The sequence below is a fragment of the Pseudomonas artemisiae genome (assembly GCF_057128685.1).
Map to the genome: position 1 here is coordinate 224,973 of NZ_JBSKHS010000002.1, position 22,762 is coordinate 247,734.

Sequence of the window (22,762 nt, forward strand, 5' to 3'; positions counted from 1 at the left end):
GTGTGTCCCCTTCTTTGTTGTATATCCACGGGCTTAACAGCGCCCCCAGCTCGCACAAGGCGCGGCAGCTGTCCACCGCCGTGGCCCAGGCAGGGCTGAGCGGCCAGTTGCAGGTGCCCGCCTTGCATCACCATCCCCGCCAGGCCATGGCTCAGCTGGAGGCGGCAATTGTAACCCTGGGCAAACCGCTGCTGGTCGGTAGCTCCCTGGGCGGCTACTATGCGACCCACTTGGCGCACCGGCACGGCCTGAGCGCCGTGCTGATCAACCCCGTGGTAAACCCGCACCGGCTGTTCGACGGGCGCTTGGGTACCCAGCGCAACCTCTATACCCAGGAGGAGTGGCAGCTCACCCACGACCACGTACATGCCCTGGCTGAACTGGAAGTGCCGCCACCGAACGCAGGTGAGCGTATCCGCGTGTGGCTGCAAACCGGGGACAGCATCCTCGACTACCGCTTCGCCCAAGCGTTCTACAAGGGCTGTGCGGTCGAGGTGCGCCAGGGCGGCGACCACAGCTATCAAGGCTTCGCCGAGCGGGTCCCGGAATTGCTACGACTGGCCGGGTTCGAGGCCGCAGGTTGCGCCGCCATCGACCCTGCCACTTTGTGACTTTTTATAACGATTGACGAAGAGAACCCATGGCCACCCCCAGCGCTAGCTCTTATAACGCCGACGCCATCGAAGTCCTCTCGGGCCTCGACCCGGTACGTAAACGCCCGGGCATGTACACCGACACCCAGCGGCCCAACCACCTTGCCCAGGAAGTGATCGACAACAGCGTCGACGAAGCCCTGGCGGGCCATGCCAGCAGCATCCAGGTGATCCTTCATGCCGACCACTCCCTGGAAGTGATCGACGATGGTCGAGGCATGCCGGTGGATATCCACCCCGAAGAGGGTGTGCCGGGCGTAGAGTTGATCCTCACCAAGCTGCATGCCGGCGGCAAGTTCTCCAACAAGAACTACCAGTTCTCCGGCGGCCTGCACGGTGTGGGCATCTCGGTGGTGAACGCGCTGTCCAACCTGGTACGGGTGAGGGTCAAGCGCGACGGCCAGGAATATGAAATGACCTTCGCCGATGGCTTCAAGGCCACGGACCTGAAAGTCATCGGTACCGTGGGCAAGCGCAACACCGGCACCAGCGTGTACTTTGCGCCGGACCCTAAGTATTTCGACTCGCCCAAGTTTTCCATCAGCCGCCTCAAGCACGTGCTCAAGGCCAAGGCCGTATTGTGCCCTGGGTTGTCGGTCACCTTCGAAGACAAAGCCAGCGGCGAGAAAACCGAATGGCATTACCAGGACGGCCTGCGCTCCTACCTGGCCGACGCGGTCAGTGAATTCCAACGCCTGCCCGCCGAGCCGTTCTGCGGCAGCCTGTCAGGCAACAAGGAAGCAGTGGATTGGGCGCTGCTGTGGTTGCCTGAAGGCGGCGACAGCGTGCAGGAGAGCTACGTCAACCTGATCCCTACCGCCCAGGGCGGCACCCATGTGAACGGCTTGCGCCAGGGCCTGCTCGATGCCATGCGCGAATTCTGTGAGTTCCGCAACCTGCTGCCACGGGGCCTGAAGCTTGCACCCGAAGACGTGTGGGAGCGCATCGCTTTCGTGCTGTCCATGAAAATGCAGGATGCGCAGTTCTCTGGCCAAACCAAGGAGCGGCTGTCATCCCGTGAGGCCGCGGCTTTCGTGTCTGGCGTGGTCAAGGATGCCTTCAGCCTGTGGCTCAACGCCCACCCCGAACTGGGCTTGCAGTTGGCCGAGCTGGCCATCAACAACGCCGGGCGGCGCCTGAAGGCCAGCAAGAAGGTCGAGCGCAAGCGCATCACCCAGGGCCCGGCTTTGCCCGGCAAGCTGGCCGACTGCGCGGGGCAGGACCCGGCCCGTGCGGAGCTCTTCTTGGTAGAGGGTGACTCCGCCGGTGGTTCGGCCAAGCAGGCGCGGGATAAAGAATTCCAGGCGATCCTTCCGCTACGCGGGAAAATCCTTAATACCTGGGAAGTGGACGGCAACGAAGTGCTGGCCAGCCAAGAGGTGCATAACATCGCCGTGGCGATCGGTGTGGACCCTGGCGCCGCCGACATGAGCCAGTTGCGTTACGGCAAAATCTGCATTCTGGCCGATGCCGACTCCGACGGCCTGCACATCGCAACCTTGTTGTGCGCGCTGTTCGTGCAGCACTTCCGCCCCTTGGTCGATGCAGGGCATGTGTACGTGGCCATGCCGCCGCTGTACCGCATCGACTTGGGCAAGGAGATTTACTACGCTCTGGATGAAGCCGAGCGTGACGGTATTCTCGACCGCCTGGTGGCGGAGAAGAAGCGGGGCAAGCCCCAGGTCACTCGCTTCAAAGGGCTGGGTGAGATGAACCCACCGCAGCTTCGGGAAACCACCATGGACCCGAACACTCGCCGCCTGGTACAGCTGACCCTGGGCGATTTCGCCCAGGCCAGCGAGGTGATGGACATGCTCCTGGCCAAAAAGCGCGCGGGTGATCGCAAGAGCTGGTTGGAAGCCAAGGGTAACCTGGCCGAGGTGCTTAGTTGATCCGTGCTGGGCTCGTAGCCTTGTTGTTATGGGGCAACCTCGCCATGGCCCAAGGGGAGGCCGGGTTGCCCGAGCTCATGCTGCAAGCGGAATACCCGGTCGAGGGCATGCGTGGCGGTAATCTGTCGGGGCTGGCGCTGTGTGCGGGCCAGCTGTGGGCAGTGTCGGACCGCGATGATGATCAGGTTTACCGCCTGGAACGCTCCGGGCCGGTATGGCAAAGCCAGCCGCTGGTGTTCAGGGCACCGTCCGCGCCGGACATGGGTTTGCCTCCGAGCCTTAGTGTACCCGCTACCGCAGCCAGCCTGGTGCGCGGAGGCAGCCTGGATTTCGAAGGCATTGCCTGTGATGGTCAGCAGCAGCTTTACTTGGTCAGCGAAGCCAAGGCCAGCGTATTACGGGTCAGCCCGAGCGGCGCCGCTCAATGGTTGCCATTGCCTGCAACCATAGTGGCCGAGGCTCGCCAACAGGCCTTGCTGCACCACCTCAATGCTCTGTTCGAAGGCTTGGCCCTAGACCCAGAGGCACACCACCTGTGGCTGGCGGCGGAGCGGGAGCAACGGGGGCTGGTGTACACGCGCCTGGGGCCTGACGGCTGGGTATGCGGCGTGCCTTGTGTGTTGCTCAGCGAAGGCGGTGCCGAGCAGGCGCCGGCCGACATGCGCACTGGCTCGAACTACGTGAAGGACTTTGCCGACCTGACCTACTTCAAAGGCAAGTTGTTCACCTTGGAACGCAATGGCTACCGTGTCTGCAGGCGCGATGCGAACACCGCCCAGGTCGAGCGCTGCTGGTCTTTTGCTCAAGCCGCGCTGCAACCGGCGCGGCGCTATGACCAGCCCTATGGGCTAACGGAAGCGCTGGCCCTGGATGAAACCGGCGCCTGGATCGGTACTGACAATAACGGCGGTGCACGCGCCGACGGTGAGCAGCGGCCTGTGGTATGGCGCTTCACCGCGCCCGCCGGCGGTTGGGAGGCGCCGTGAGTACGCCGCCAAGTTCACCGCCAGGGCGCAAGGCCGGCCGCTGGTTGTTGGTGCTGGCGTGGATCGCCGGGTTGTTTCTGGCTTCACGGTTTTTCGGCGACTGGGAACAGCGCCAGGAAAACCCAAACCGCGAAGTCAGCTCCAGCCATGGCGCAGGCTTTGTAGAGGTACGGCTGCAAGGCAATCGGCAGGGCCATTTCATGGCCGACGGCAAGGTCAATGGCCAAGCGGTGACCTTCATGCTCGACACTGGCGCCACTGAGGTGGCTATCCCCCAAGCGGTAGCCAGCCGCCTGGCTTTGGACAAGGGCCTGCCGGTCACTCTCAATACTGCCAATGGCGCCACTCAGGGCTACCGCACGCGGCTGGCTAGCCTCGCACTCGGCGACATCCACCTGACCCAGGTCAGCGCGGTGGTGGTGCCGGGGTTGCCGGGCGAGCAGATATTACTGGGCATGAGTGCCCTTAAACGTCTTGAATTCACCCTGCGCGACGGCACCATGCTGTTGCGCCAGAACACCACTCGATGAGGCTTGCATGAGCGAATCAACCGATCTCAGCCTGGACGGCGTGGAACGCCGGTCCTTGGCTGACTTCACTGAACAGGCCTACCTCAACTACTCCATGTACGTGATCATGGACCGGGCCCTGCCGCACATCGGCGACGGCCTCAAGCCTGTGCAGCGGCGTATCATCTACGCCATGAGCGAACTGGGCCTGGACGCCGACGCCAAGCACAAGAAGTCGGCCCGTACCGTGGGTGACGTGCTGGGTAAATTCCACCCCCATGGTGACTCGGCCTGTTACGAAGCCATGGTGTTGATGGCCCAGCCCTTCAGCTACCGCTACACCCTGGTGGACGGCCAGGGCAACTGGGGCGCGCCGGATGATCCCAAGTCGTTCGCCGCCATGCGCTATACCGAAGCGCGCCTGTCGCGCTACTCCGAGGTGCTGCTCAGCGAACTGGGCCAGGGCACGGCCGACTGGGTGCCCAACTTCGACGGCACGCTGGACGAACCCGCGGTATTGCCAGCCCGTTTGCCTAATATCCTGCTCAACGGCACCACCGGCATTGCCGTGGGCATGGCCACCGACGTACCTCCCCATAACCTGCGGGAGGTGGCCACCGCCTGTGTGCGCCTGCTGGACGAGCCTGGGGCGAGCATCGAGCAGTTGTGTGAGCACTTGCCTGGGCCGGACTACCCTACCGAGGCTGAAATCGTCACGCCTCGGCATGAACTGCTGAAGATGTACGAAAACGGCCGGGGCTCGGTGCGCATGCGCGCTATCTACCGGCAGGAAGACGGCGACGTGGTGGTGACCGCCTTGCCGCATCAGGTGTCCGGCGCCAAGGTGCTGGAGCAGATCGCCGCGCAGATGCAGGCCAAGAAGCTGCCCATGGTGGCTGATCTGCGGGATGAGTCGGACCACGAAAACCCCTGCCGCATCGTGATCATCCCGCGCTCCAACCGCGTGGACGCGGCCGAGCTGATGCAGCATCTGTTCGCTACCACCGATCTGGAGTCCACTTACCGGGTCAACATGAACATCATTGGCCTGGATGGCAGGCCGCAGCTGAAAAACCTGCGTACCTTGTTAACTGAGTGGCTGGCGTTCCGGGTGCGCACCGTCCGCCGCCGCTTGCAGTTCCGGCTGGACAAGGTCGAACGGCGCCTGCACCTGTTGGAAGGCTTGCTGGTGGCTTTTCTTAACCTAGATGAAGTGATTCATCTCATCCGTACCGAGGACCATCCCAAGGCCAAGCTGATTGAGCGCTTCGGGTTGTCGGATACCCAGGCCGACTACATTCTCGATACTCGGTTGCGTCAGCTGGCGCGCCTGGAAGAGATGAAAATCCGCGACGAGCAGGATGCCCTGGCCAAGGAGCGGGACAAGCTGATGGCCTTGCTGGCCAGTGAAAGCAAGCTCAAGAAACTGGTACGCACCGAGTTGCTGGCCGATGCCAAAACCTACGGCGACGAGCGTCGCTCGCCGATCGTCGAGCGGGCCGAAGCCCGTGCCTTGTCGGAAAACGAGCTGATGCCTACCGAGCCGGTAACGGTAGTGTTGTCGGAAAAAGGCTGGGTGCGCTGCGCCAAGGGCCATGACATCGATGCCACGGCCTTGTCGTACAAAGCCGGTGACGGCTTTAAGGCCGCTGCCCCCGGCCGCTCCAATCAGTACGCGGTGTTTATCGACTCCACCGGGCGCAGCTACTCCTTGCCTGCCCATAGCTTGCCCTCGGCGCGAGGGCAGGGCGAACCCCTGACCGGCCGACTGACCCCGCCGCCTGGGGCGCAGTTCGAGTGCCTACTGCTGCCGGACGACAGCGCCTTGTATGTAATTGCCTCGGATGCCGGCTACGGCTTTGTGGTTAAGGGCGAGGACTTGCAAGCCAAAAACAAGGCCGGCAAGGCCCTGCTCAGCCTGCCCAAGGGAGCCAAGGTCATGGCCCCGCGCCCGCTCACTGACCGTGACCAGGAGTGGGTCGCGGCCGTTACCACTGAAGGTCGCTTGCTGGTATTCAAGGTGGCCGATCTGCCACAGTTGGGCAAAGGCAAGGGTAACAAGATCATTGGCGTGCCGGGGGAACGGGTCGCCAGCCGTGAGGAATACGTCACCGACCTGGCTATTCTTCGGGAAGGCGCTACCTTGGTATTGCAGGCGGGCAAGCGAACGCTGTCGCTCAAGGCCGATGACCTGGATCATTACAAGGGTGAACGTGGGCGGCGCGGCAATAAGCTGCCTAGAGGCTTTCAGCGTGTTGATGCGCTGTTGGTCGAACCCTCCGTCTGATTCCAGCCGGTCCAGTGGTCGTTTCTGCATGGGCGACCACTGGGCACTGGAGTCCTGGGCGGTATTCACGGATGATATGGGCCCTGTGGCGTACACCCGATAAGCGCCCATTGCATCGGTATCACTGCGGCCTGGCCTAAATGGGCCGCCTGGACGGAATCATGAGCTTTCTGCGCATCCCTCTCGCTGCTGTTCTGACTGGTGTGCTAGGCCTGGCGGGCTGCAGCACGCATCAGCCGGTCACGCTGTATCAGCTCGACAGCGGCAACCCCGGTCAACCCAAGCGCGCCAGTGGCATGGCCGTATTGCTGGGGCCTGTGTCGGTCGCGGATTACCTGCATCGTGAAACCTTGCTGCAGCGGCAGAAAGACGGCAGCCTGCGCGCCGCCGCCGATGGCCGTTGGGCGGGCAGCCTCACGGCGGACATCGACCAATTGCTGTTGCGGCAACTGGCCTGGCGGCTCGATAGCCAGCGCGTGATGCTGGCCCCTAGCAAAGCCAGCTTCAGCCCCGATGCTCAGGTACTGCTGTCCATCACCCGGCTGGATTCCGGTGGCAATCAACCCGCGGTACTGGACGCTCAATGGCGCGTGCTGGACAGGCGTGGTCAGGTGCGGGATACCCGCTTGGTTCACTTGGAAGAGAAGCATGCCGGTGGCACCGCCGCCCAGGTGCAAGCCCAAGGCATATTGCTGCAACGCTTGGCTCAGCAGCTGAGCGTGGCGGTCAAGCCGTTGGCCAGCCAACCAGCCCTGGCGGAAGAGTCGCGCAAGGCCAGCGCGGCACAGGCCAAGAAAGAAGTGCCCGACGCCCAGCAAATGCCTCAGGCAACGCCGGTGCGGGGCAATACGGAAGTGTTCAGGTTCTAAGGCTGTGACCGCTGCCTTATACGCCTGCGGGGGTTCTCGCGTAGCAGCCCAGCTTGCTCGCGACCAGCCACGGCACGGTGTTGAACCTAGTCGCGGCCAAGGCCCGTTGCTACAGCACAGGCTGGCGTATATCCGTAGCAGCCGGCCTTGGCCGCGACCGTCTCAGCATTGTGTTGAATCTGGTCGCGAGCAAGCTCGGCTGCTACGGGAACATACAGGCCATACCGTAGCAGCCAGCGAGGTTGCTGTCAGGCCCTATTCGCCAGCTTTGCTGGCTCCTACAGCTAAGCGGGGCTAGCGCCCCCGGCGATCCGCCATACGGCCCAACTGCCGTTCCAGCAGCGAAGGGTAGGGTTCCAGCAAGCGCTCCACACAAGACGCACCTTCAGGGCTAGCGATGGAGCGGATACGCGCGCGCTGGCGAATGAGCATATCTTCGTTCACCTTGCGTTCCACCAACAGCAGGTTGCGACTGTGCTGGGACAGGGCCAATGCGGCGCGAGCGGGCTCGGTACCTACCAGCGCTTCAAGGTCCATGGCCTGTAGGCCGTCCGCCAGGGCCAAGCCCAATTGCAGTTGCAGGGTCACGCCGCTGTCGGCTACTTCGATCTGCAGTTCATGACCCAGGGCCCGTAATAGCTCGCCGCAGCAGATGGCGTTGGTGAGGTAGTCATCACCAGCGTCGTTACTGTGGAAAAGCACCAGATTGCTGCCGTCGGCCAAGGCGTGTACGTGGCCTTGGTATAACGAGGCTGCTTGCCCCAGGTAATCCCGATAGCGCTCGATAAGCTCCAGCAGGCGTGCCCGAGGCAGGCGCCGCAGTTGTTCTTGGGAGCCTAGCTGCACCGCCAGTACCGCGCTGTATTGAGGAATCACAGGCACCACAGGCGCCGCCGTAGTGGGCGCGTGGGCCGCGGGGATCGACAGATCGCCCAGGTCGGCGAAAGCCGCGTCATCCTCTTCGTCTTCATCGGCCATTACCCGGCGCGCGACGGGCGCGGGCTTGGCGGCAGGAGCACCGGTAAAGGGCGCAAAGGCAGGGGCGGGCGCGTCGTCTTCGAGTTCCTCTTCGGGCTCGGGCTCGGGCTCCGGCGGTGGCTCTGGCGCGAACTGGGCGTGCAGGTCACGGGCTACGTCGCCGATTTCGTCCTGACGCTCGATAGCCGGGGTATAGGGCGTGATATCCCGCAGCCATACCCGCAATTGCAGCAAGGGAGTCGTGAGGTTGCGGCCGATGCGCAAGCTGAACGCCAAGGTCAGAACCAACAGAATCAGGCTGAGGATGCCCATGCTCTGCAGGCTGATGGTCATCGGCTGCTGAAATTGCTCCATGTTCAGGCTAACGCGCAAGGTGCCGGTGCTCACGTCTTGGAAGGACAGCCGGCTTTCGTACACGCCGCCGGCCATGGTCAGCATCCCAGCCTTGGGCTTTTGCCCTGCCTCGGCGATTACCCGATTGTCGCCGCTATAGATGGCCGCATGGGCCACCAGCGGGTTTTTCGCCAGGTTGTTGAGCAGCACGTTCAAGCTCAGGATGTCATTGGACACCAGCAGCTCGGTAGCGGACACCGCGGTTTGGCTGGTCAGGCTCTGCCCCAGGGCGTCAGCTTGATCATGCATGGCCTGCTTGAACTGCAGCCCCATCACGCAGGCGTAGATCACCAGCGCGACGGCAACGAGAATCACGTTGTGGGTGGCGATACGCAGGGCGATCGGTACGCGGCGATGACGCAAGGCGCGAAAGATCAGCAGAAAGAAATTATCGTTTTTAACGGGCGTGGGCCGGTTCACTGCGCTCGGCTCTTGAGGCTGGAAGTTGCTGCGCAGTATAACGATCGACCCCTGGGGTTCAAAGCGCCGCCAGGCAAGGAATCTGGTTAGAATGCGCTTTTTTTGCCAATACCGAGGTGGACTTTGCGCGAATTCGTCCTGATCAACATCACAGGCCTCGATCGCCCAGGCTTGAGTGCCAAGCTCGTTGGCGCCTTGGCCGGGTGCGGCGTGAGCCTTTTGGACATCGCGCAGACGGTGGCCCATGGGGCCTTTAGCCTGATGGCGGTGGTAGAGCAGGGCGCCGAGGAATCGCCGGTACAAGACGGGCTGCGCGGGATCTGCGAGCGGCTTGAGCTACACGCGAGCTTTGCGCCGTTGAGTGCCCTGGCCTATCAAGCCTGGGCCGAGGCTCAAGCACAGCCGCGCCACGTATTGAGCCTGTTTGGTGAGGGGTTGACCGCACACCAGTTGCACCGCGTTACCCACATCGCCAGCACCCATGGCCTTGAAGTAGAACGCATCGACCGGTTGTCGGCCCCGGCACGCCTGAATGCGCCTCAGGGCGGGCCAGGTTGCGTGGAGCTCCGCTTGCAGGGCGCCCCCACCGACCCGCAGGTATTGCGTTCGGAATTACTCGCCGCGGCGGGGGAGTTGAACGCCGACGTGACTTTGCAGTTGGACGACCTGTGCCGTCGGCACCGGCGCTTGGCGGTATTCGATATGGACTCTACCTTGATCCAGGCCGAGGTGATCGACGAGTTGGCCAAGGCGGCGGGGGTCGGGGAACGTGTGGCGGCCATTACCGAGCGGGCCATGCGCGGCGAGCTGGATTTTCGCGCCAGCTTCAAGGAGCGCATGGCGTTGCTCAAGGGCCTGGACGTCAGCGTACTGGATGAGATCGGCGCGTCCTTGCGCCTGACCGATGGCGCCGAGGCCTTGTTCGCCGGGCTTAAACGCTTGGGTTACAAAACCGCGATTCTTTCCGGCGGCTTTACGTACTTTGCCCGCCAGGTGCAGGCCCGCCTGGGCATCGACTATGTGTTCGCCAATGAGCTGCAGGTAGAAGACGGTAAATGCACGGGGGTGGCGGTGGAGCCTATCGTGGATGCTGAGCGCAAGGCGCTGCTGCTGCGCGAACTGGCAGCCAAGGAAGGCCTGACGTTGGAGCAGACCATCGCCGTGGGTGATGGCGCTAATGACCTGCCAATGCTGGCGCTGGCCGGCCTGGGGGTGGCATTCCGTGCCAAGCCGTTGGTGAAGGCCTCGGCCCAGCACGCCATCTCAACCCTGGGGCTGGATGGGGTGCTGTATATGCTTGGAATCGAACAGCGTTTGTTGTAACGCTGTTGTCTAGGTAATACCGCTGTTCGCAGGCTTCGCCGGCGCCTACCGTCAGGCGCGGGCTACCTGGCGCGCCGGAGTGCCACGCACGGGTGCGTTACCGGCCACGTAATAGCTGGCGGTGCTGCGTGGCAGCGGTGCTCGGCCGCGAATACGGTCGGCGATCTTTTCCGCGATCATGATGGTTGGCGCGTTCAAATTACCAGTGGTGATGATCGGCATGATAGACGCATCCACTACCCGCAGGCCTTCCATCCCATGCACCCGGCCCTGATCATCGACCACGGCCATGTTGTCCATGCCCATCTTGCAAGAGCAGGACGGGTGGTAGGCGGTTTCGGCGTGCTCACGGATGAACGCATCGAGTTGTTCGTCGGTTTGCACATGGGCGCCAGGGGAGATTTCCCGCCCACGGTACGGGTCCAAGGCCGGCTGGGCCATGATCTCGCGTGTGATGCGAATACCGTCGCGAAATTCTTGCCAGTCCTGCTCGGTGGCCATGTAGTTGAACACAATGCTAGGGTGCTGGCGCGGGTCGCGGGATTTGATCTGCACGCGGCCCCGGCTTGGGGAGCGCATGGAGCCTACGTGGGCCTGGAAGCCGTGCTCCTTCACGCCCTTGCTACCGTTGTAATTAATGGCCACTGGAAGGAAGTGATACTGGATGTTCGGCCACTCGAATTCTTCCCGGCTGCGGATAAACCCACCCGCTTCGAACTGATTGCTGGCACCAATGCCCGTGCCATTGAACAACCATTCGGCGCCGATGGCTGGCTGGTTCCACCACAGCAATGAAGGGTAGAGGGACACCGGCTGGGTGCAGGCGTATTGCAGGTACATTTCCAGGTGGTCTTGCAGGTTTTCACCTACCCCCGGCAGGTCGTGCACCACGGGCACGTCCATGGCCTGGAGCAGCGAAGCGGGGCCCACACCGGAGCGTTGAAGGATCTGCGGCGAGGCAATGGCGCCGGCGCACAACAGCACTTCCTTGCGGGCACGGGCTTGCACGGTAGCGGTGCTGTCGCCTTCTAGCCAGGCCACGCCCAAGGCACGCTTGCCCTCAAACACGATGTGGTCGGTCAAGGCATGGGTGATGATGGTCAGGTTGGCTCGCGCCCGGGCTTGGTCCAGGTAACCGCGCGCGGTACTGGCACGGCGGCCCTTGGGGGTCACGGTGCGGTCCATGGGGCCGAAACCTTCCTGCTGATGGCCGTTCAGGTCGTCAGTCCGGGGGTAACCGGCCTGCACACCCGCCTCTACCATGGCATTGAACAGCGGGTTATTGCCGGCCTTGGGCGTGGTCACGCTCACCGGGCCATCGCCGCCATGGTAATCGTTGGGGCCGATGTCACGGGTTTCGGCCTTGCGGAAGTAAGGCAGGCAGTCCAGGTACGACCAGCTTTCAAGCCCTGGCAGCCTGGCCCAGCCGTCGTAATCCAAGGCGTTGCCGCGGATGTAGCACATGCCGTTGATCAGCGAGGAGCCACCCAGGCCCTTGCCGCGCCCGCATTCCATGCGGCGGTTGTCCATATGGGGCTCTGGCTCGGTTTCGTACGCCCAGTTGTAGCGCTTGCCTTGCAAGGGAAACGCCAGGGCTGCCGGCATTTGGGTACGGAAGTCGGCACGGTAATCCGGGCCGCCTGCTTCGAGCAGCAGCACACTGACATTGGCGTCTTCGGTCAGGCGGGTAGCGAGCACGTTACCCGCGGACCCTGCGCCAATGATGATGTAATCGTATTCTTTACTCATGACCATGCTCCTTCAGGCTCAGAACACCGAGCTGTAATCGCCCAGCTCGACCTGTACGGACTTGACCCGGGTGTACTGAGCCAACGAACTGATGCCGTTCTCGCGGCCAACGCCGGACTGCTTGTAACCCCCTACTGGCATCTGTGCCGGGGACTCGCCCCAGGCGTTGATCCAGCAAATACCGGCTTCAAGCTGATGAATGATGCGGTGAGCGCGGTTCAGGTCTGGCGTGACTACCCCGGCGGCCAGGCCGAAATCAGTGGCATTGGCACGCTGGACAGCTTCGTCTTCGCTGTCGTAGGTCAAAAGGCTCATCACTGGGCCAAAGATCTCTTCACGCACGATGGTCATTTCATCATGGCAGTCGGTGAACACCGTAGGCGCCACGTAAGCGCCCTGGGCCAGGGCACCTTCGCTCAAACGCTCGCCGCCGCACAGCACGCGCGCGCCTTCGGCTTTACCCTTGGCCAGGTAGCCCAGCACGCTTTCCATGTGAGCGAAGCTTACCAATGGGCCGAAATTGGTGTTTTCATCCAGCGGGTCACCGATGCGAATGCGCTGCACGCGCTCCAGCACCTTGGCTTCGAACGCAGCCTTGAGAGAGGCCGGTACGAAGACGCGGGTACCGTTGGTGCACACCTGCCCGGAGCTGTAGAAGTTGGCCATCATGGCGATGTCAGCGGCTTTATCCAGGTCGGCATCAGCGCAGATGATCAACGGCGACTTGCCGCCCAGTTCCATGGTCACTTCTTTGAGCGAAGAGCTCGACGCGCTGGCCATCACGTTCTTGCCAGTGTCCGTGCCGCCGGTGAAGGACACTTTTTCGATGCGTGGGTGCTCGGTCAGCCAGGTGCCCACTTCACGGCCACTGCCGGTCAGCACGTTGAACACACCGTTGGGCAAACCGGCCTCGGTGTAGATTTCCGCCAGCTTCAAGGTGGTCAGGGAGGTGACTTCGCTGGGCTTGAAAATCATGGCATTGCCCGCGGCCAAGGCTGGGGCGGATTTCCACAGGGCGATCTGGATCGGGTAGTTCCAGGCGCCAATGCCCGCGGTCACCCCCAATGGCTCACGGCGGGTATACACGAACGAAGTGTCGCGCAGGGGGATCTGCTCACCTTCGATGGCGGGCACCAGGCCTGCGTAGTACTCCAGCACGTCCGCGCCGGTGACCACGTCCACGTAGCGGGTTTCCGAGTACGCCTTGCCCGTGTCCAGGGTTTCCAGCATGGCCAGTTCGTCGTTGCGCTCGCGCAGCAGGTCCACGGCCCGGCGCAAGATGCGCGAACGCTCCATGGCGGTCATGGCGGCCCATACCTTTTGGCCCTTCTCAGCGCTGGCCACGGCCTTTTCAACATCGGCCTGGGTCGCGCGCTGCACCTGGGCAAGCACTTCGCCAGTGGCTGGGTTAACGGCGTCGAACACGGCGTCACCACTGGCGCTCACGTAGCCACCATCGATGTACAGTTTTTGCAAGCCGAAACGGGACATGTCGTTCCTCATGAAGTTGGTCAGGCGCCCGGCCAAGCCGAGGGCGTGGGGTTAACGGCGAAAACGGCGTGCCAGCTCATGGCTGGGCGAGGGGGTTCGCCAATTGCAGATCCACATATTCATAGGCGATACGCAGCGCTTGCTCGGTATCGAAGGCGTCGCCGGAAAGCGCACCGCGCAGCCATAGGCCGTCGATCAACGCCGCCAGGCCGCGTGCCGCATGGCGCGCTTGGGGCACTGGCAATGCCCGGCGGAATTGACAGCACAGGTTGGAATACAGCCGATGGTCGTTGATGCGCTGCAGGCGGTGCAGCGAAGGCTGGTGCATGCTGGCGGCCCAAAACGCCAGCCAGGTTTTACGGGCGGGGCCGTTGACCTGGCTGGCGTCGAAGTTGCCTTCGATGATTACCCGCAGATGGGCGCGCGGGTTGCTGTCAGTCAAGGCCTGGCGACGGGTAGTTATGTTGGTGCCTAAGGCACGCATAAGGTAGCCCATGGTGGCCTGGATCAGGCCGTTCTTGTCCTGAAAGTAATGGCTGATGATGCCATTGGACACACCGGCGGTTTTGGCGATGACGCCGATACTGGCATCGGCCATGCCGACTTGATCCACCGCCTGCAGCGTGGCCTCGATCAACTGCTGGCGACGTATGGGCTGCATTCCCACCTTTGGCATTGCGTACTCCTATGAGCGGTCCGCGTCATTGGAGAGGCAGTCTAGTTTATTTTGATTGATCGTTCAAATAAGAACGCGGAAGTGCTAGGACCAGGTAAAGCCTGGGAACTGTTCACCTAGAACCGGTGATCAGACCCCGACTTGTTCCCGGGCTTTGCCCAGCTCCACGGCCTGATGTCAATTGACCTTGCGCAGCGGCACTACAGCCTCATGGGTAGGCGCGGCTTCGGCGGGGTGGCCCAGGCTTTTACCCAGCAGCGCGTGGTACAGCTCGGTATCCCCCAGCACGCCTACCACGCGGTTCTGCTCATGCAGCACCAGCTTATGGCCGGTGTGGTAGCGGATCTCCAGCGCCTCGCGCATGCCAATCTGCGCGCCTACCACGGTAGGGCGGCGGCTCAGGGTTTCCACGGGCTGGCCCGGTTGCCAGCTTTGCAGGTCCAGTGGCAGGTCGCCCAGGCGCGCGCTCTTGAGCGTGTCTTGGTCGCCCAACCGCAGCCAGGCTTGGCTGCCAGGGTCCAGGCATACCTCGCCGTCTAGCCGCTTGCACTCGGCCAAGGGGCGCATCAGGCTGCGGCCACAGAGTACGTTCAACGGGTTGGTATGCGCCACGAAGGTGCGCACATAGTCATCTGCCGGGCTGAGCACGATTTGCTCGGGCCGGGAATACTGGATGATCTTGCCGTCTTTCATAATGGCAATACGGCTACCCAGCTTGAGGGCTTCGTCCAGGTCATGGCTGACGAACACGATGGTTTTTTGCAGCTTGCGCTGCAGGTCCAGCAACTCATCCTGCAAGCCTTGGCGGATCAGCGGGTCTAGGGCAGAGAAGGGTTCGTCCATTAGTAGGATGTCCGCGTCCATCGCTAGCGCCCGGGCCAGGCCGACGCGCTGCTGCATGCCACCGCTGAGTTCGCTAGGCTTTTTATTGCGCCACTGGGTCAGGCCCACCAGTTCAAGCTTTTCGTCCACTAGGCGGCGACGCTCATCCGCGGGGCGGCCTTGCATCTCCAGGCCGAAGCTGATGTTTTCCCGCACGGTGAGCCAAGGCATAAGCGCGAACTTCTGGAACACCATGGCAATACGCTTGGTGCGCATCATTTTCAACTCCGCCGGAGTACAGGAAGCGATGTCGATCTGGCTGCCTTCATGTTCCACGAACAACTTGCCACGGCTAACAGTGTTAAGCCCATTGATGCAGCGTAGCAGGCTGGATTTGCCGGACCCAGACAGCCCCATTAGCACGCAAATCTCGCCTTTGTTCACTTCCAGGTTGGCTTTTTCCACCCCCACCACCTGACCGGTACGCTTGAGGATTTCCGGGCGGCTTAGGCCTTCGTCCAATAAGCGTAAGGCTTCCTTGGGCTGGCGGCTGAACACCACGTCCACGTCTTCGAAACGAATGATGCTCATGCGTCACCTCTAAGCTTGGCATCTGGCTGTTTGCAGATGCGATCGAGCATGATTGCCAGCAGCACGATTGCCAGGCCTGCTTCGAAACCCAGTGCGATATCGGCCGTGTTCAAGGCATTGACCACCGGTTTGCCCAAGCCATCGGCGCCTACCAGGGCGGCGATCACCACCATCGACAGCGACAGCATGATGCATTGGGTCACCCCGGCGGCGATACTTGGCATGGCGTGCGGCAATTCGATGCGCGCCAGCAGCTGGCGCCGCGAGCAGCCGAACGCTTTGCCAGCGTCCATCAATTCCTCGGGAACGTCGCAAATGCCCAGGTAGGTCAGGCGGATAGGGGCGGCGATGGCAAACACTACGGTGGAGATCAACCCTGGCACCACACCCAGGCCGAACAGCGTAAGGGTAGGGATCAAGTACACGAAGGTAGGGACCGTTTGCATCAGGTCCAGTATTGGCCGCAGGCAGGTATAGAAGAACGGTTTGTGCGCGGCCACGATGCCCAAGGGTACCCCCAAGGCGACGCACACCACGGTGGCGAAGGTGACCTGGGCCAGGGTTTCCATGGTTTCCTGCCAATACCCCAGGTTAAGGATCAGCAGAAACGACAACGCCACAAATATCGCCAGGCTGACCTTGCGTTGGATGACATAGGCCAGCCCGGCAAAGATCACCACCAGGGCCAGCGGCGGGAACCAGGTGAGGGCAGCGGTAAGGCCGTGGATCATTGCTTCGAGGGTGGAGGCGATCCAGTCGAATACCCCGGCGCCGTGCTGGGTCAACCAGTCGACGAAGGCGGCGATGTGTTCGCCAAGGGGAAGTTTATGGTCTGTCAGCATGGTATTGGCACCCATCTGCGTGGAGTAAGGGCGGTACCCGGCAAGCGAGCCCGTCGAGGGTCGGCAGTTATTGCGAAAGCTTGGCCTTGGCCGCTTCAAGCCCGGGCTCGCCACTTAGCGTGGTTACGCCAGCCAGCCAGGTGTCCAGCACCTGCGGGTTGTTTTTTAGCCAGGCCTTGGCGGCCACCTCTGGCTTGATCTTGTCGTCGAGCACCTTGCCCATCAGCTCGCTTTCCATGTTCAGCGTGAACACCAGGTTTTTCAGCAACTGCCCAACGTTTGGGCACTCCTGGGCGTAGCCCTTGCGGGTGTTGGTGTAAATAGTGGCCTGGCCGAAGTTGGGGCCGAAGACGTCATCGCCACCGGTGAGGTACTTAAGCTTGAAGCGGGTATTCATCGGGTGGGGCTCCCAACCTAGGAATACGATACCGGTGTGGCGCTTCTGCGCGCGGTCCACTTGCGCCAGCATGCCGGCCTCGCTGGATTCCACCATCTTGAAACCGGCGTCCTTCAGGCCAAAAGTGTTTTTGTCGATCATCGACTGGATCAGCCGATTGCCGTCGTTGCCGGGCTCGATGCCATAGATCTTGCCGTCGAGCTGGCTTTTAAATTTAGGTAGGTCGGCAAAGTCCTTCAACCCTTGGTCCCACAGCGCCTCAGGCACCGCCAGGGTGTATTTAGCGTTTTCCAGGTTGGCCCGCACCGTGTCCACGGTGCCTGCCTCGCGGTAGGGCTTGATGTCGTTCTCCATGGTGGGCATCCAGTTGCCCAGAAACACATCCATGTTCTTGCCATCGGCCAAGGACTTGTAGGTCACCGGCACGGAAATCATCGTTGTACGGGTGGTGTAGCCCAGTGATTGCAGCACCGCGCTGGTAACCGCGGTGGTCACGGTAATGTCCGTCCAGCCCACATCCGAGAAATTGACCTTGGCGCATTGGGGCGGGTCCGCGGCCTGGGTGGCCAAGGGTAAACACAGCGCGGCGGCCAGCAGTAACGAGGGTGCAGCTCTCATCGGGTGGACTCCTTGGTGTTTTCTGCGGCGAATGCCTTCTTTTTTAGCCCTAGGCGCAATGGCTTGCAGGAGGGCGCGAAGCGCTCGGCCGCACCGCCGCATAAGCGGGGCGCTTTTGATCATCCAACAGCGCCGGGCAAACGCCTACTGGGTGAGTCGCAACCAGTACAGGGAGGGTCGTATCCAGTACCAGTGGGGTCGTATCTGGCCTGCCGGCTGGGCAAAAGGGCCCTATTCGCTGGGGTTTGCGGCAAAACCGACCTGTCCACCGGCTCGACGCTGGCGAACAAGGGCGGGTCGGTTGCAGACTCTCGGGCCTTGGGCAAAAGGCGAATGATGCCTCGCAAGCGAAGGCCACCCCGCACGCTGCGGGCGGTCACCAGAGGGTTTGCGATAATGGCTATCAGCGTGTTCGACCTGTTCAAGATCGGCATCGGGCCTTCGAGCTCACACACCGTGGGGCCTATGCGTGCCGCGGCCTTGTTCACTGAGCACTTGCGCCAGCAACAGGTCATGGCTCGGGTCAAGCGTATTGAGGTACGGCTGTATGGCTCGCTGGCGGCTACCGGTATTGGTCACGGCAGCGACAACGCGGTGATCATGGGCCTGACGGGGGCCTGGCCCGACACGGTAGACCCTCACACCATCATCCCCACCGTCGCTGGCGTGAAGAAAACCGGCCAATTATGGCTGGGCGGCCAGTTCACGGTGGCTTTCGATTGGCAACGGGACATGCGATTGCTGGACGAAAACCTGCCTTACCACCCCAATGCCATGACCCTGGTGGCCGAAAGTGCCGACGGGCCCCTGCTGGAAGATACCTATTACTCGGTGGGCGGTGGCTTTGTAGTGGATGCCGCTCAAGCCGCGGCCGGTACGCTGGACGCCGACACCGCTGAGTTGCCGTATACTTTCGACACTGCCGCGCAATTGCTCGAGCTGTGTGAGCGGCATAATCTGCGGGTGTCCGCGTTGATGCTGGAGAACGAAAAAGTCTGGCGCAGCGAGGCGCAGATCCGTGCTGGGCTGCTGGAGCTGTGGCAAGCCATGCAGGCCTGCGTGCGCCAAGGCTTGGCCGAGGAGGGCATACTGCCTGGCGGGTTGAATGTACGGCGCCGGGCCGCTCGCTTGCACCGTAGCCTGCTGGAGCTTGGCAAACCCAATGTAATTGGGTCTACCTTGACGGCCATGGAGTGGGTAAACCTGTTCGCACTGGCCGTAAACGAAGAAAACGCCGCAGGCGGCCGTATGGTCACAGCCCCCACCAATGGCGCGGCGGGCATCATCCCGGCGGTACTGCATTACTATATGAAGTTCAGCGAGCAGCCCAGCGACGACGACGTGGTCAATTTCTTCCTGGCCGCTGCCGCCGTGGGCATTTTATGCAAGAAAAACGCGTCCATTTCCGGGGCCGAGGTGGGCTGCCAAGGTGAAGTAGGCTCAGCCTGCGCCATGGCCGCCGCCGGCCTTGCGGATGTCCTCGGTGCTACCCCTGCGCAATTGGAAAATGCTGCCGAAATTGGCCTGGAACACAACCTGGGCCTGACCTGCGACCCCGTTGGCGGGCTGGTGCAAGTGCCTTGCATCGAACGCAACGCCATTGCCGCCGTTAAAGCCATCAACGCTGCCCAGATGGCACTGCGTGGGGACGGCACCCATTTTATTTCCCTGGACCGAGTGATCCGCACCATGCGCGATACCGGTGCCGATATGCACGATAAGTACAAAGAGACCTCAAGGGGTGGCTTGGCGGTGAGCGCGGTGGAATGTTAACGCCCATCGACCTGGATGCACACCAGCTTGTTGCCTTCGTTTCTGCAGGGCCAGTTGTCGTTGATATATTCATCGGGTTTAAAACAGACACGTTCGTCGTTGACCCAGAAGACTTGCCAGCCTGAGCCTGACGGCCTTAGATCTCGGCACGTCCAGTAACCTTTGGCCTTGAGGGTAAAGGTTGTTAGGGTGGCGACGGTGGGTACAACATAGATAAGCGTATAGCCTGAAATGGAAAGCATCAGTACGGAAAAGCGATAGACCCATGTGTTTTTTGGTGGTTCGAATACTTTTCCTGTTATTGCTGCTGTTATTGCGCCAAAAACAGCAATGATTGCACCCGTAGGAGCCATTAAAAGCCCGAACGCCATGTAAGGTGTCTCTACTACTGGCGCATCTCGATATAGCCTCCCGTAAATAGAAAATACCATAGTCCATATCCAGTAAGTCGAGATCACGCCTACAAATAACATCATAACTGCGCTAAGCACAGCTACTAGCCTGAGTCGTGGAGTGAGTGTGTTAGTTTTCGGTCCGTAGAATTTAGAAGCCATGTTTCAAGGCTCTGAATGTTTTAGGTTAAAAAATCTCGGCAGCCGGGGCGCATGGGGCCAGCCAGATGTGCCGTGCCATTGTTGGTTAAGCCGGCGTAATATCCGGTTTTTGGGATCTTCGTATTGACTGTCAGCTATTGCCGTAGCAACGCCAATAAGTTTATTTTCCAAGTAATTTTTCAGTTCTGATAAGTCTATCTTGGAGAGCTTTTGAACAAGATTTTTTAAGTTGGCAATAGCATAACGTGCGCTAGCCTTAACCGAGTCTTTTATGTCAAGACGGCTATCAGCGTAGTTCAGACCTACTCCTACAAAGAAAACCAAGATTGCGCCTAAAGCAACCGGCGCAGCTGCAAACCCTAGCGCCGTTCCGAGCATTACCGCACCCGCATACCCCACCGCCGAAGCAATCCCTGCCTTGATCAACTCCACCCCCATCCCGGCAAATAAATCCGTCATTACGGCATGGTCATTGAAAATCCATTCCAGTACTTCGATACCCACCGCCACATAGCAGGACAGTTTGAAGCCTGAAATGGAGGTACCTCGCACGCCGTACTTGCCGATGCCCATTTCAACCAGTTGAGGGTTACGCAGGGCGTAGCGGGTGCCCTTGAGGCGGTTACGCAGGCCAGGGTAGCCGGTGAGTACAAGGTACTGCTTGCCATGCACGGTGGAGATACGCACTTGGGTGCCGAAGCCGCCGATGTCACGCAGCAGCCGGTTGATGTTGTAAAGGTCGTACCCGGCCAGGGCCACGGGTACGCCCCAGGGGGTACTCACGAACGCATGCACGGTGGCGTTGTAATCGGCCTGGGCCTGCCGCCATAACACATTCATTAACCCCGGGTAGGGCCGGGTGCACATTTGTGGGGGGCGAACCGGGGCTGAAAACGAACCGGCATTGGCCGTCGGGGTGGTGACTACATTTAGGGGGAGGACGACCATTTCCCGCTGGTTGTGGTCCAGCTCGCGATCCAACTGAGCCAGCTGGGCAGAGGTTAGACTCATGACGCGCGTCCTTGTCGGCATGGTTGATAGCCAGGGGCTTGATAGCAGGCGCTGGTAAGGCCCATCCCAGGCCGGTCAGCAGCTAAGTTGGAAGCAAGTCTGCGCCCTTGGGCGAATGGGCGATATCGGGGGATTCAGTAGTAAGGAGGGTTAAGTTCGCCGGTATAGGTAGGAAATTCGGCAGGTCCAAGCCACCTATAAGCCTTAAATGGGCGATGGGGTCTGTAGGCGCTCACACCCGCACGTTTTTCGCCCATGGCTAGCAAAGTCGCCACCTTTTAGCGCGTAGCAGCAAGCTATGCTGGTGGTAGAAGGGCATTACCGCCACAGGTGACAGCTGTGGCGGTGGCGCCCGTTTTTGGCCGTAACATGCTACCGAAGTGCTCACCCATTGGGGCTTGTAGCGGCATGTGGTGGCCAGGCGAATACCTGCCGAACGCTTATTCCAGACCGATTGCGACGTCGCTTTTAGGACTTGCCCCGGTTGGATTCAAATTGCGGCATGGCAATTGCTCCATTTTCATTACAAAAAAGAGCCCTGTCCCTGGGGCCGTCCTTGCGCTGATTCAAAGGAGAGACCGTGATGACATCGTCCAACACCGGGGCCCAGCCTCAAATCCGCACGCCGCAATCCATTGGCTTCCTGTTGTTGGATAATTTCACACTTATTTCCCTGGCCTCGGCGGTAGAACCGCTGCGCATGGCAAACCAGTTATCCGGGCGCGAGCTGTACCGCTGGACCACCCTCAGCGCCGACGGTGGCCAGGTATGGGCCAGCGATGGCCTGCAGATCACCCCAGACTCGGCCATGCACAAGGCACCGGCCATGGACACAGTGATCGTATGCGGCGGGGTAGGTATCCAACGTACCGTGACCCGCGAACATGTGGGTTGGCTTCAGGCGCAGGCCCGGCAATCCCGGCGCCTCGGCGCTGTATGCACAGGCAGTTGGGCCTTGGCTTGCGCGGGCCTGCTGGATGGCTTCGATTGTAGCGTGCACTGGGAGTGCCTGGCTGCGATGCAGGAAGCCTTCCCTCGGGCCACGATCAGCACTCGGCTGTTTACCCTCGATCGCAACCGCTTCACCAGTTCGGGAGGCACCGCGCCCTTGGACATGATGCTGCACCTGATCAGCCGAGATCATGGTCGTGAGCTGTCGGCCGCCATCTCGGAAATGTTCGTATACGAGCGCATTCGCAACGAGCAGGACCATCAGCGGGTGCCGCTCAAGCACATGCTCGGCACCAACCAGCCCAAGCTGCAGGAAATCGTGGCCCTGATGGAAGCCAACCTGGAAGAGCCCATCGACTTGGACGAACTGGCAGTGTATGTGGCGGTTTCACGCAGGCAGCTGGAGCGGTTGTTCCAGAAGTACCTGCACTGCTCGCCCTCGCGCTATTACCTCAAGCTGCGGCTGATCCGCGCCCGACAACTGCTCAAGCAAACCCCCATGTCCATCATCGAGGTGGCCTCGGTATGCGGTTTCGTTTCTACTCCACACTTCTCCAAGTGCTATCGCGAGTACTTTGGCATCCCGCCGCGGGATGAGCGCGCCGGTTCCAATACCACCCAGCAAGTGGCGATGGTGCCTATTTCTCAAACCATGGTACTGCCGCAATTGTCTGGCCCGCTGGCGGCGTTGGGGCAAGCGCGGAACGAGTCTACCTTTGCCAGTGTGAGGGTGTAGGGTTGGCGGTACCAGCGAGCACTGGCTACCAAAAGCCCAGAATTACCTTCTGTCGACAAAAGCACCTATGCATACTTGGCGAAATAATCGGTATGGGTAGGATGCTTTTGCTTCATCCGTGGGACTGAAATGCTACCGATCCCGCTCAGGGAACGTTTGTCTCGTCTTGCCAATAACCGTCCATGCCCTGTTTGCTGATGTGTAGTGCTTGTTTGAAATTAGAGGCGCTCTTCCGGTTCAT

At 61.2% G+C, this 22,762-nt stretch carries 17 protein-coding genes and 1 pseudogene; 9 read left to right on the forward strand and 9 right to left on the reverse strand.

Annotated features, from left to right (window positions below; all coding sequences use genetic code 11):
• The first annotated feature begins 2 nt into the window (after window positions 1-2).
• From ACWKV4_RS03680 to ACWKV4_RS03705, 6 genes and pseudogenes are all read left to right on the forward strand, one after another.
• Window positions 3-611: a YqiA/YcfP family alpha/beta fold hydrolase gene (locus ACWKV4_RS03680; RefSeq protein WP_483831047.1), complete on the forward strand. Its 609-nt coding sequence runs from the start codon at window positions 3-5 to the stop codon at window positions 609-611.
• Between the two features lie 29 nt (window positions 612-640).
• Window positions 641-2,545: a DNA topoisomerase IV subunit B gene (gene parE, locus ACWKV4_RS03685; protein WP_483831046.1), complete on the forward strand. Its 1,905-nt coding sequence runs from the start codon at window positions 641-643 to the stop codon at window positions 2,543-2,545.
• Window positions 2,545-3,531 carry an esterase-like activity of phytase family protein gene (locus tag ACWKV4_RS03690; protein ID WP_483831196.1) on the forward strand — a complete coding sequence of 329 codons (987 nt, stop codon included), beginning with the start codon at window positions 2,545-2,547 and terminating at the stop codon, window positions 3,529-3,531. The genes parE and ACWKV4_RS03690 overlap by 1 nt, the downstream gene beginning before the upstream one ends.
• On the forward strand, window positions 3,528-4,061 hold the full coding sequence (locus tag ACWKV4_RS03695) for a retropepsin-like aspartic protease family protein (RefSeq protein ID WP_483831045.1): 534 nt from the start codon (window positions 3,528-3,530) through the stop codon (window positions 4,059-4,061). Before ACWKV4_RS03690 ends, ACWKV4_RS03695 begins: the two co-directional genes overlap by 4 nt.
• Before the next feature lie 7 nt (window positions 4,062-4,068).
• Window positions 4,069-6,328, forward strand: a pseudogene (gene parC / locus ACWKV4_RS03700) (DNA topoisomerase IV subunit A); the annotation flags it as partial.
• Between the two features lie 160 nt (window positions 6,329-6,488).
• A complete protein-coding gene (locus ACWKV4_RS03705; protein ID WP_483831044.1) occupies window positions 6,489-7,196 on the forward strand; it encodes a PqiC family protein in 708 nt (235 codons plus the stop codon).
• A gap of 294 nt (window positions 7,197-7,490) precedes the next feature.
• Here the strand turns inward: ACWKV4_RS03705 and ACWKV4_RS03710 are convergent, their stop codons facing one another.
• Window positions 7,491-8,987, reverse strand: coding sequence for an AhpA/YtjB family protein (locus ACWKV4_RS03710; RefSeq protein WP_483831043.1), 1,497 nt, complete (start codon window positions 8,985-8,987; stop codon window positions 7,491-7,493).
• A gap of 123 nt (window positions 8,988-9,110) precedes the next feature.
• Here ACWKV4_RS03710 and serB point away from each other — a divergent pair, with 123 nt between their 5' ends.
• The gene (gene serB / locus ACWKV4_RS03715) at window positions 9,111-10,310 is read left to right on the forward strand and encodes a phosphoserine phosphatase SerB (protein ID WP_483831042.1); all 1,200 of its coding nucleotides are present in this window, start codon (window positions 9,111-9,113) and stop codon (window positions 10,308-10,310) included.
• A 51-nt stretch (window positions 10,311-10,361) separates the two neighbouring features.
• On the opposite strand, the gene betA is transcribed toward serB, so the two are convergent.
• The 6 genes from betA to choX form a co-directional block, all read right to left on the reverse strand.
• Entirely contained in the window at window positions 10,362-12,059 is a 1,698-nt protein-coding gene (gene betA, locus ACWKV4_RS03720; protein WP_483831041.1) for a choline dehydrogenase, read from the reverse strand.
• Between the two features lie 18 nt (window positions 12,060-12,077).
• Window positions 12,078-13,550, reverse strand: a complete 1,473-nt coding sequence (gene betB / locus ACWKV4_RS03725; protein ID WP_483831040.1) for a betaine-aldehyde dehydrogenase — start codon at window positions 13,548-13,550, stop codon at window positions 12,078-12,080.
• A 76-nt stretch (window positions 13,551-13,626) separates the two neighbouring features.
• The gene (gene betI, locus ACWKV4_RS03730) at window positions 13,627-14,226 is read right to left on the reverse strand and encodes a transcriptional regulator BetI (RefSeq protein ID WP_483831039.1); all 600 of its coding nucleotides are present in this window, start codon (window positions 14,224-14,226) and stop codon (window positions 13,627-13,629) included.
• 177 nt (window positions 14,227-14,403) lie between these two features.
• Entirely contained in the window at window positions 14,404-15,639 is a 1,236-nt protein-coding gene (gene choV / locus ACWKV4_RS03735) for a choline ABC transporter ATP-binding protein (RefSeq protein WP_483831038.1), read from the reverse strand.
• A complete protein-coding gene (choW, locus tag ACWKV4_RS03740; RefSeq protein WP_483831037.1) occupies window positions 15,636-16,481 on the reverse strand; it encodes a choline ABC transporter permease subunit in 846 nt (281 codons plus the stop codon). Before choW ends, choV begins: the two co-directional genes overlap by 4 nt.
• 67 nt (window positions 16,482-16,548) lie before the next feature.
• Window positions 16,549-17,496 carry a choline ABC transporter substrate-binding protein gene (choX, locus tag ACWKV4_RS03745; RefSeq protein WP_483831036.1) on the reverse strand — a complete coding sequence of 316 codons (948 nt, stop codon included), beginning with the start codon at window positions 17,494-17,496 and terminating at the stop codon, window positions 16,549-16,551.
• A gap of 396 nt (window positions 17,497-17,892) precedes the next feature.
• On the opposite strand from choX, the gene ACWKV4_RS03750 reads away from it, so the two are divergent.
• Window positions 17,893-19,269, forward strand: a complete 1,377-nt coding sequence (locus tag ACWKV4_RS03750; RefSeq protein ID WP_483831035.1) for an L-serine ammonia-lyase — start codon at window positions 17,893-17,895, stop codon at window positions 19,267-19,269.
• Here the strand turns inward: ACWKV4_RS03750 and ACWKV4_RS03755 are convergent.
• Complete coding sequence (locus ACWKV4_RS03755) at window positions 19,266-19,823, reverse strand: hypothetical protein (protein WP_483831034.1); 558 nt, start codon at window positions 19,821-19,823, stop codon at window positions 19,266-19,268. The two genes, ACWKV4_RS03750 and ACWKV4_RS03755, sit on opposite strands and share 4 nt — an antisense overlap.
• Window positions 19,824-19,826: 3 nt before the next feature.
• Window positions 19,827-20,834, reverse strand: coding sequence for a hypothetical protein (locus ACWKV4_RS03760; protein WP_483831033.1), 1,008 nt, complete (start codon window positions 20,832-20,834; stop codon window positions 19,827-19,829).
• Between the two features lie 583 nt (window positions 20,835-21,417).
• Here ACWKV4_RS03760 and gbdR point away from each other — a divergent pair.
• Complete coding sequence (gene gbdR / locus ACWKV4_RS03765; protein WP_483831032.1) at window positions 21,418-22,521, forward strand: choline metabolism transcriptional regulator GbdR; 1,104 nt, start codon at window positions 21,418-21,420, stop codon at window positions 22,519-22,521.
• The last annotated feature ends 241 nt before the right edge of the window (window positions 22,522-22,762 follow it).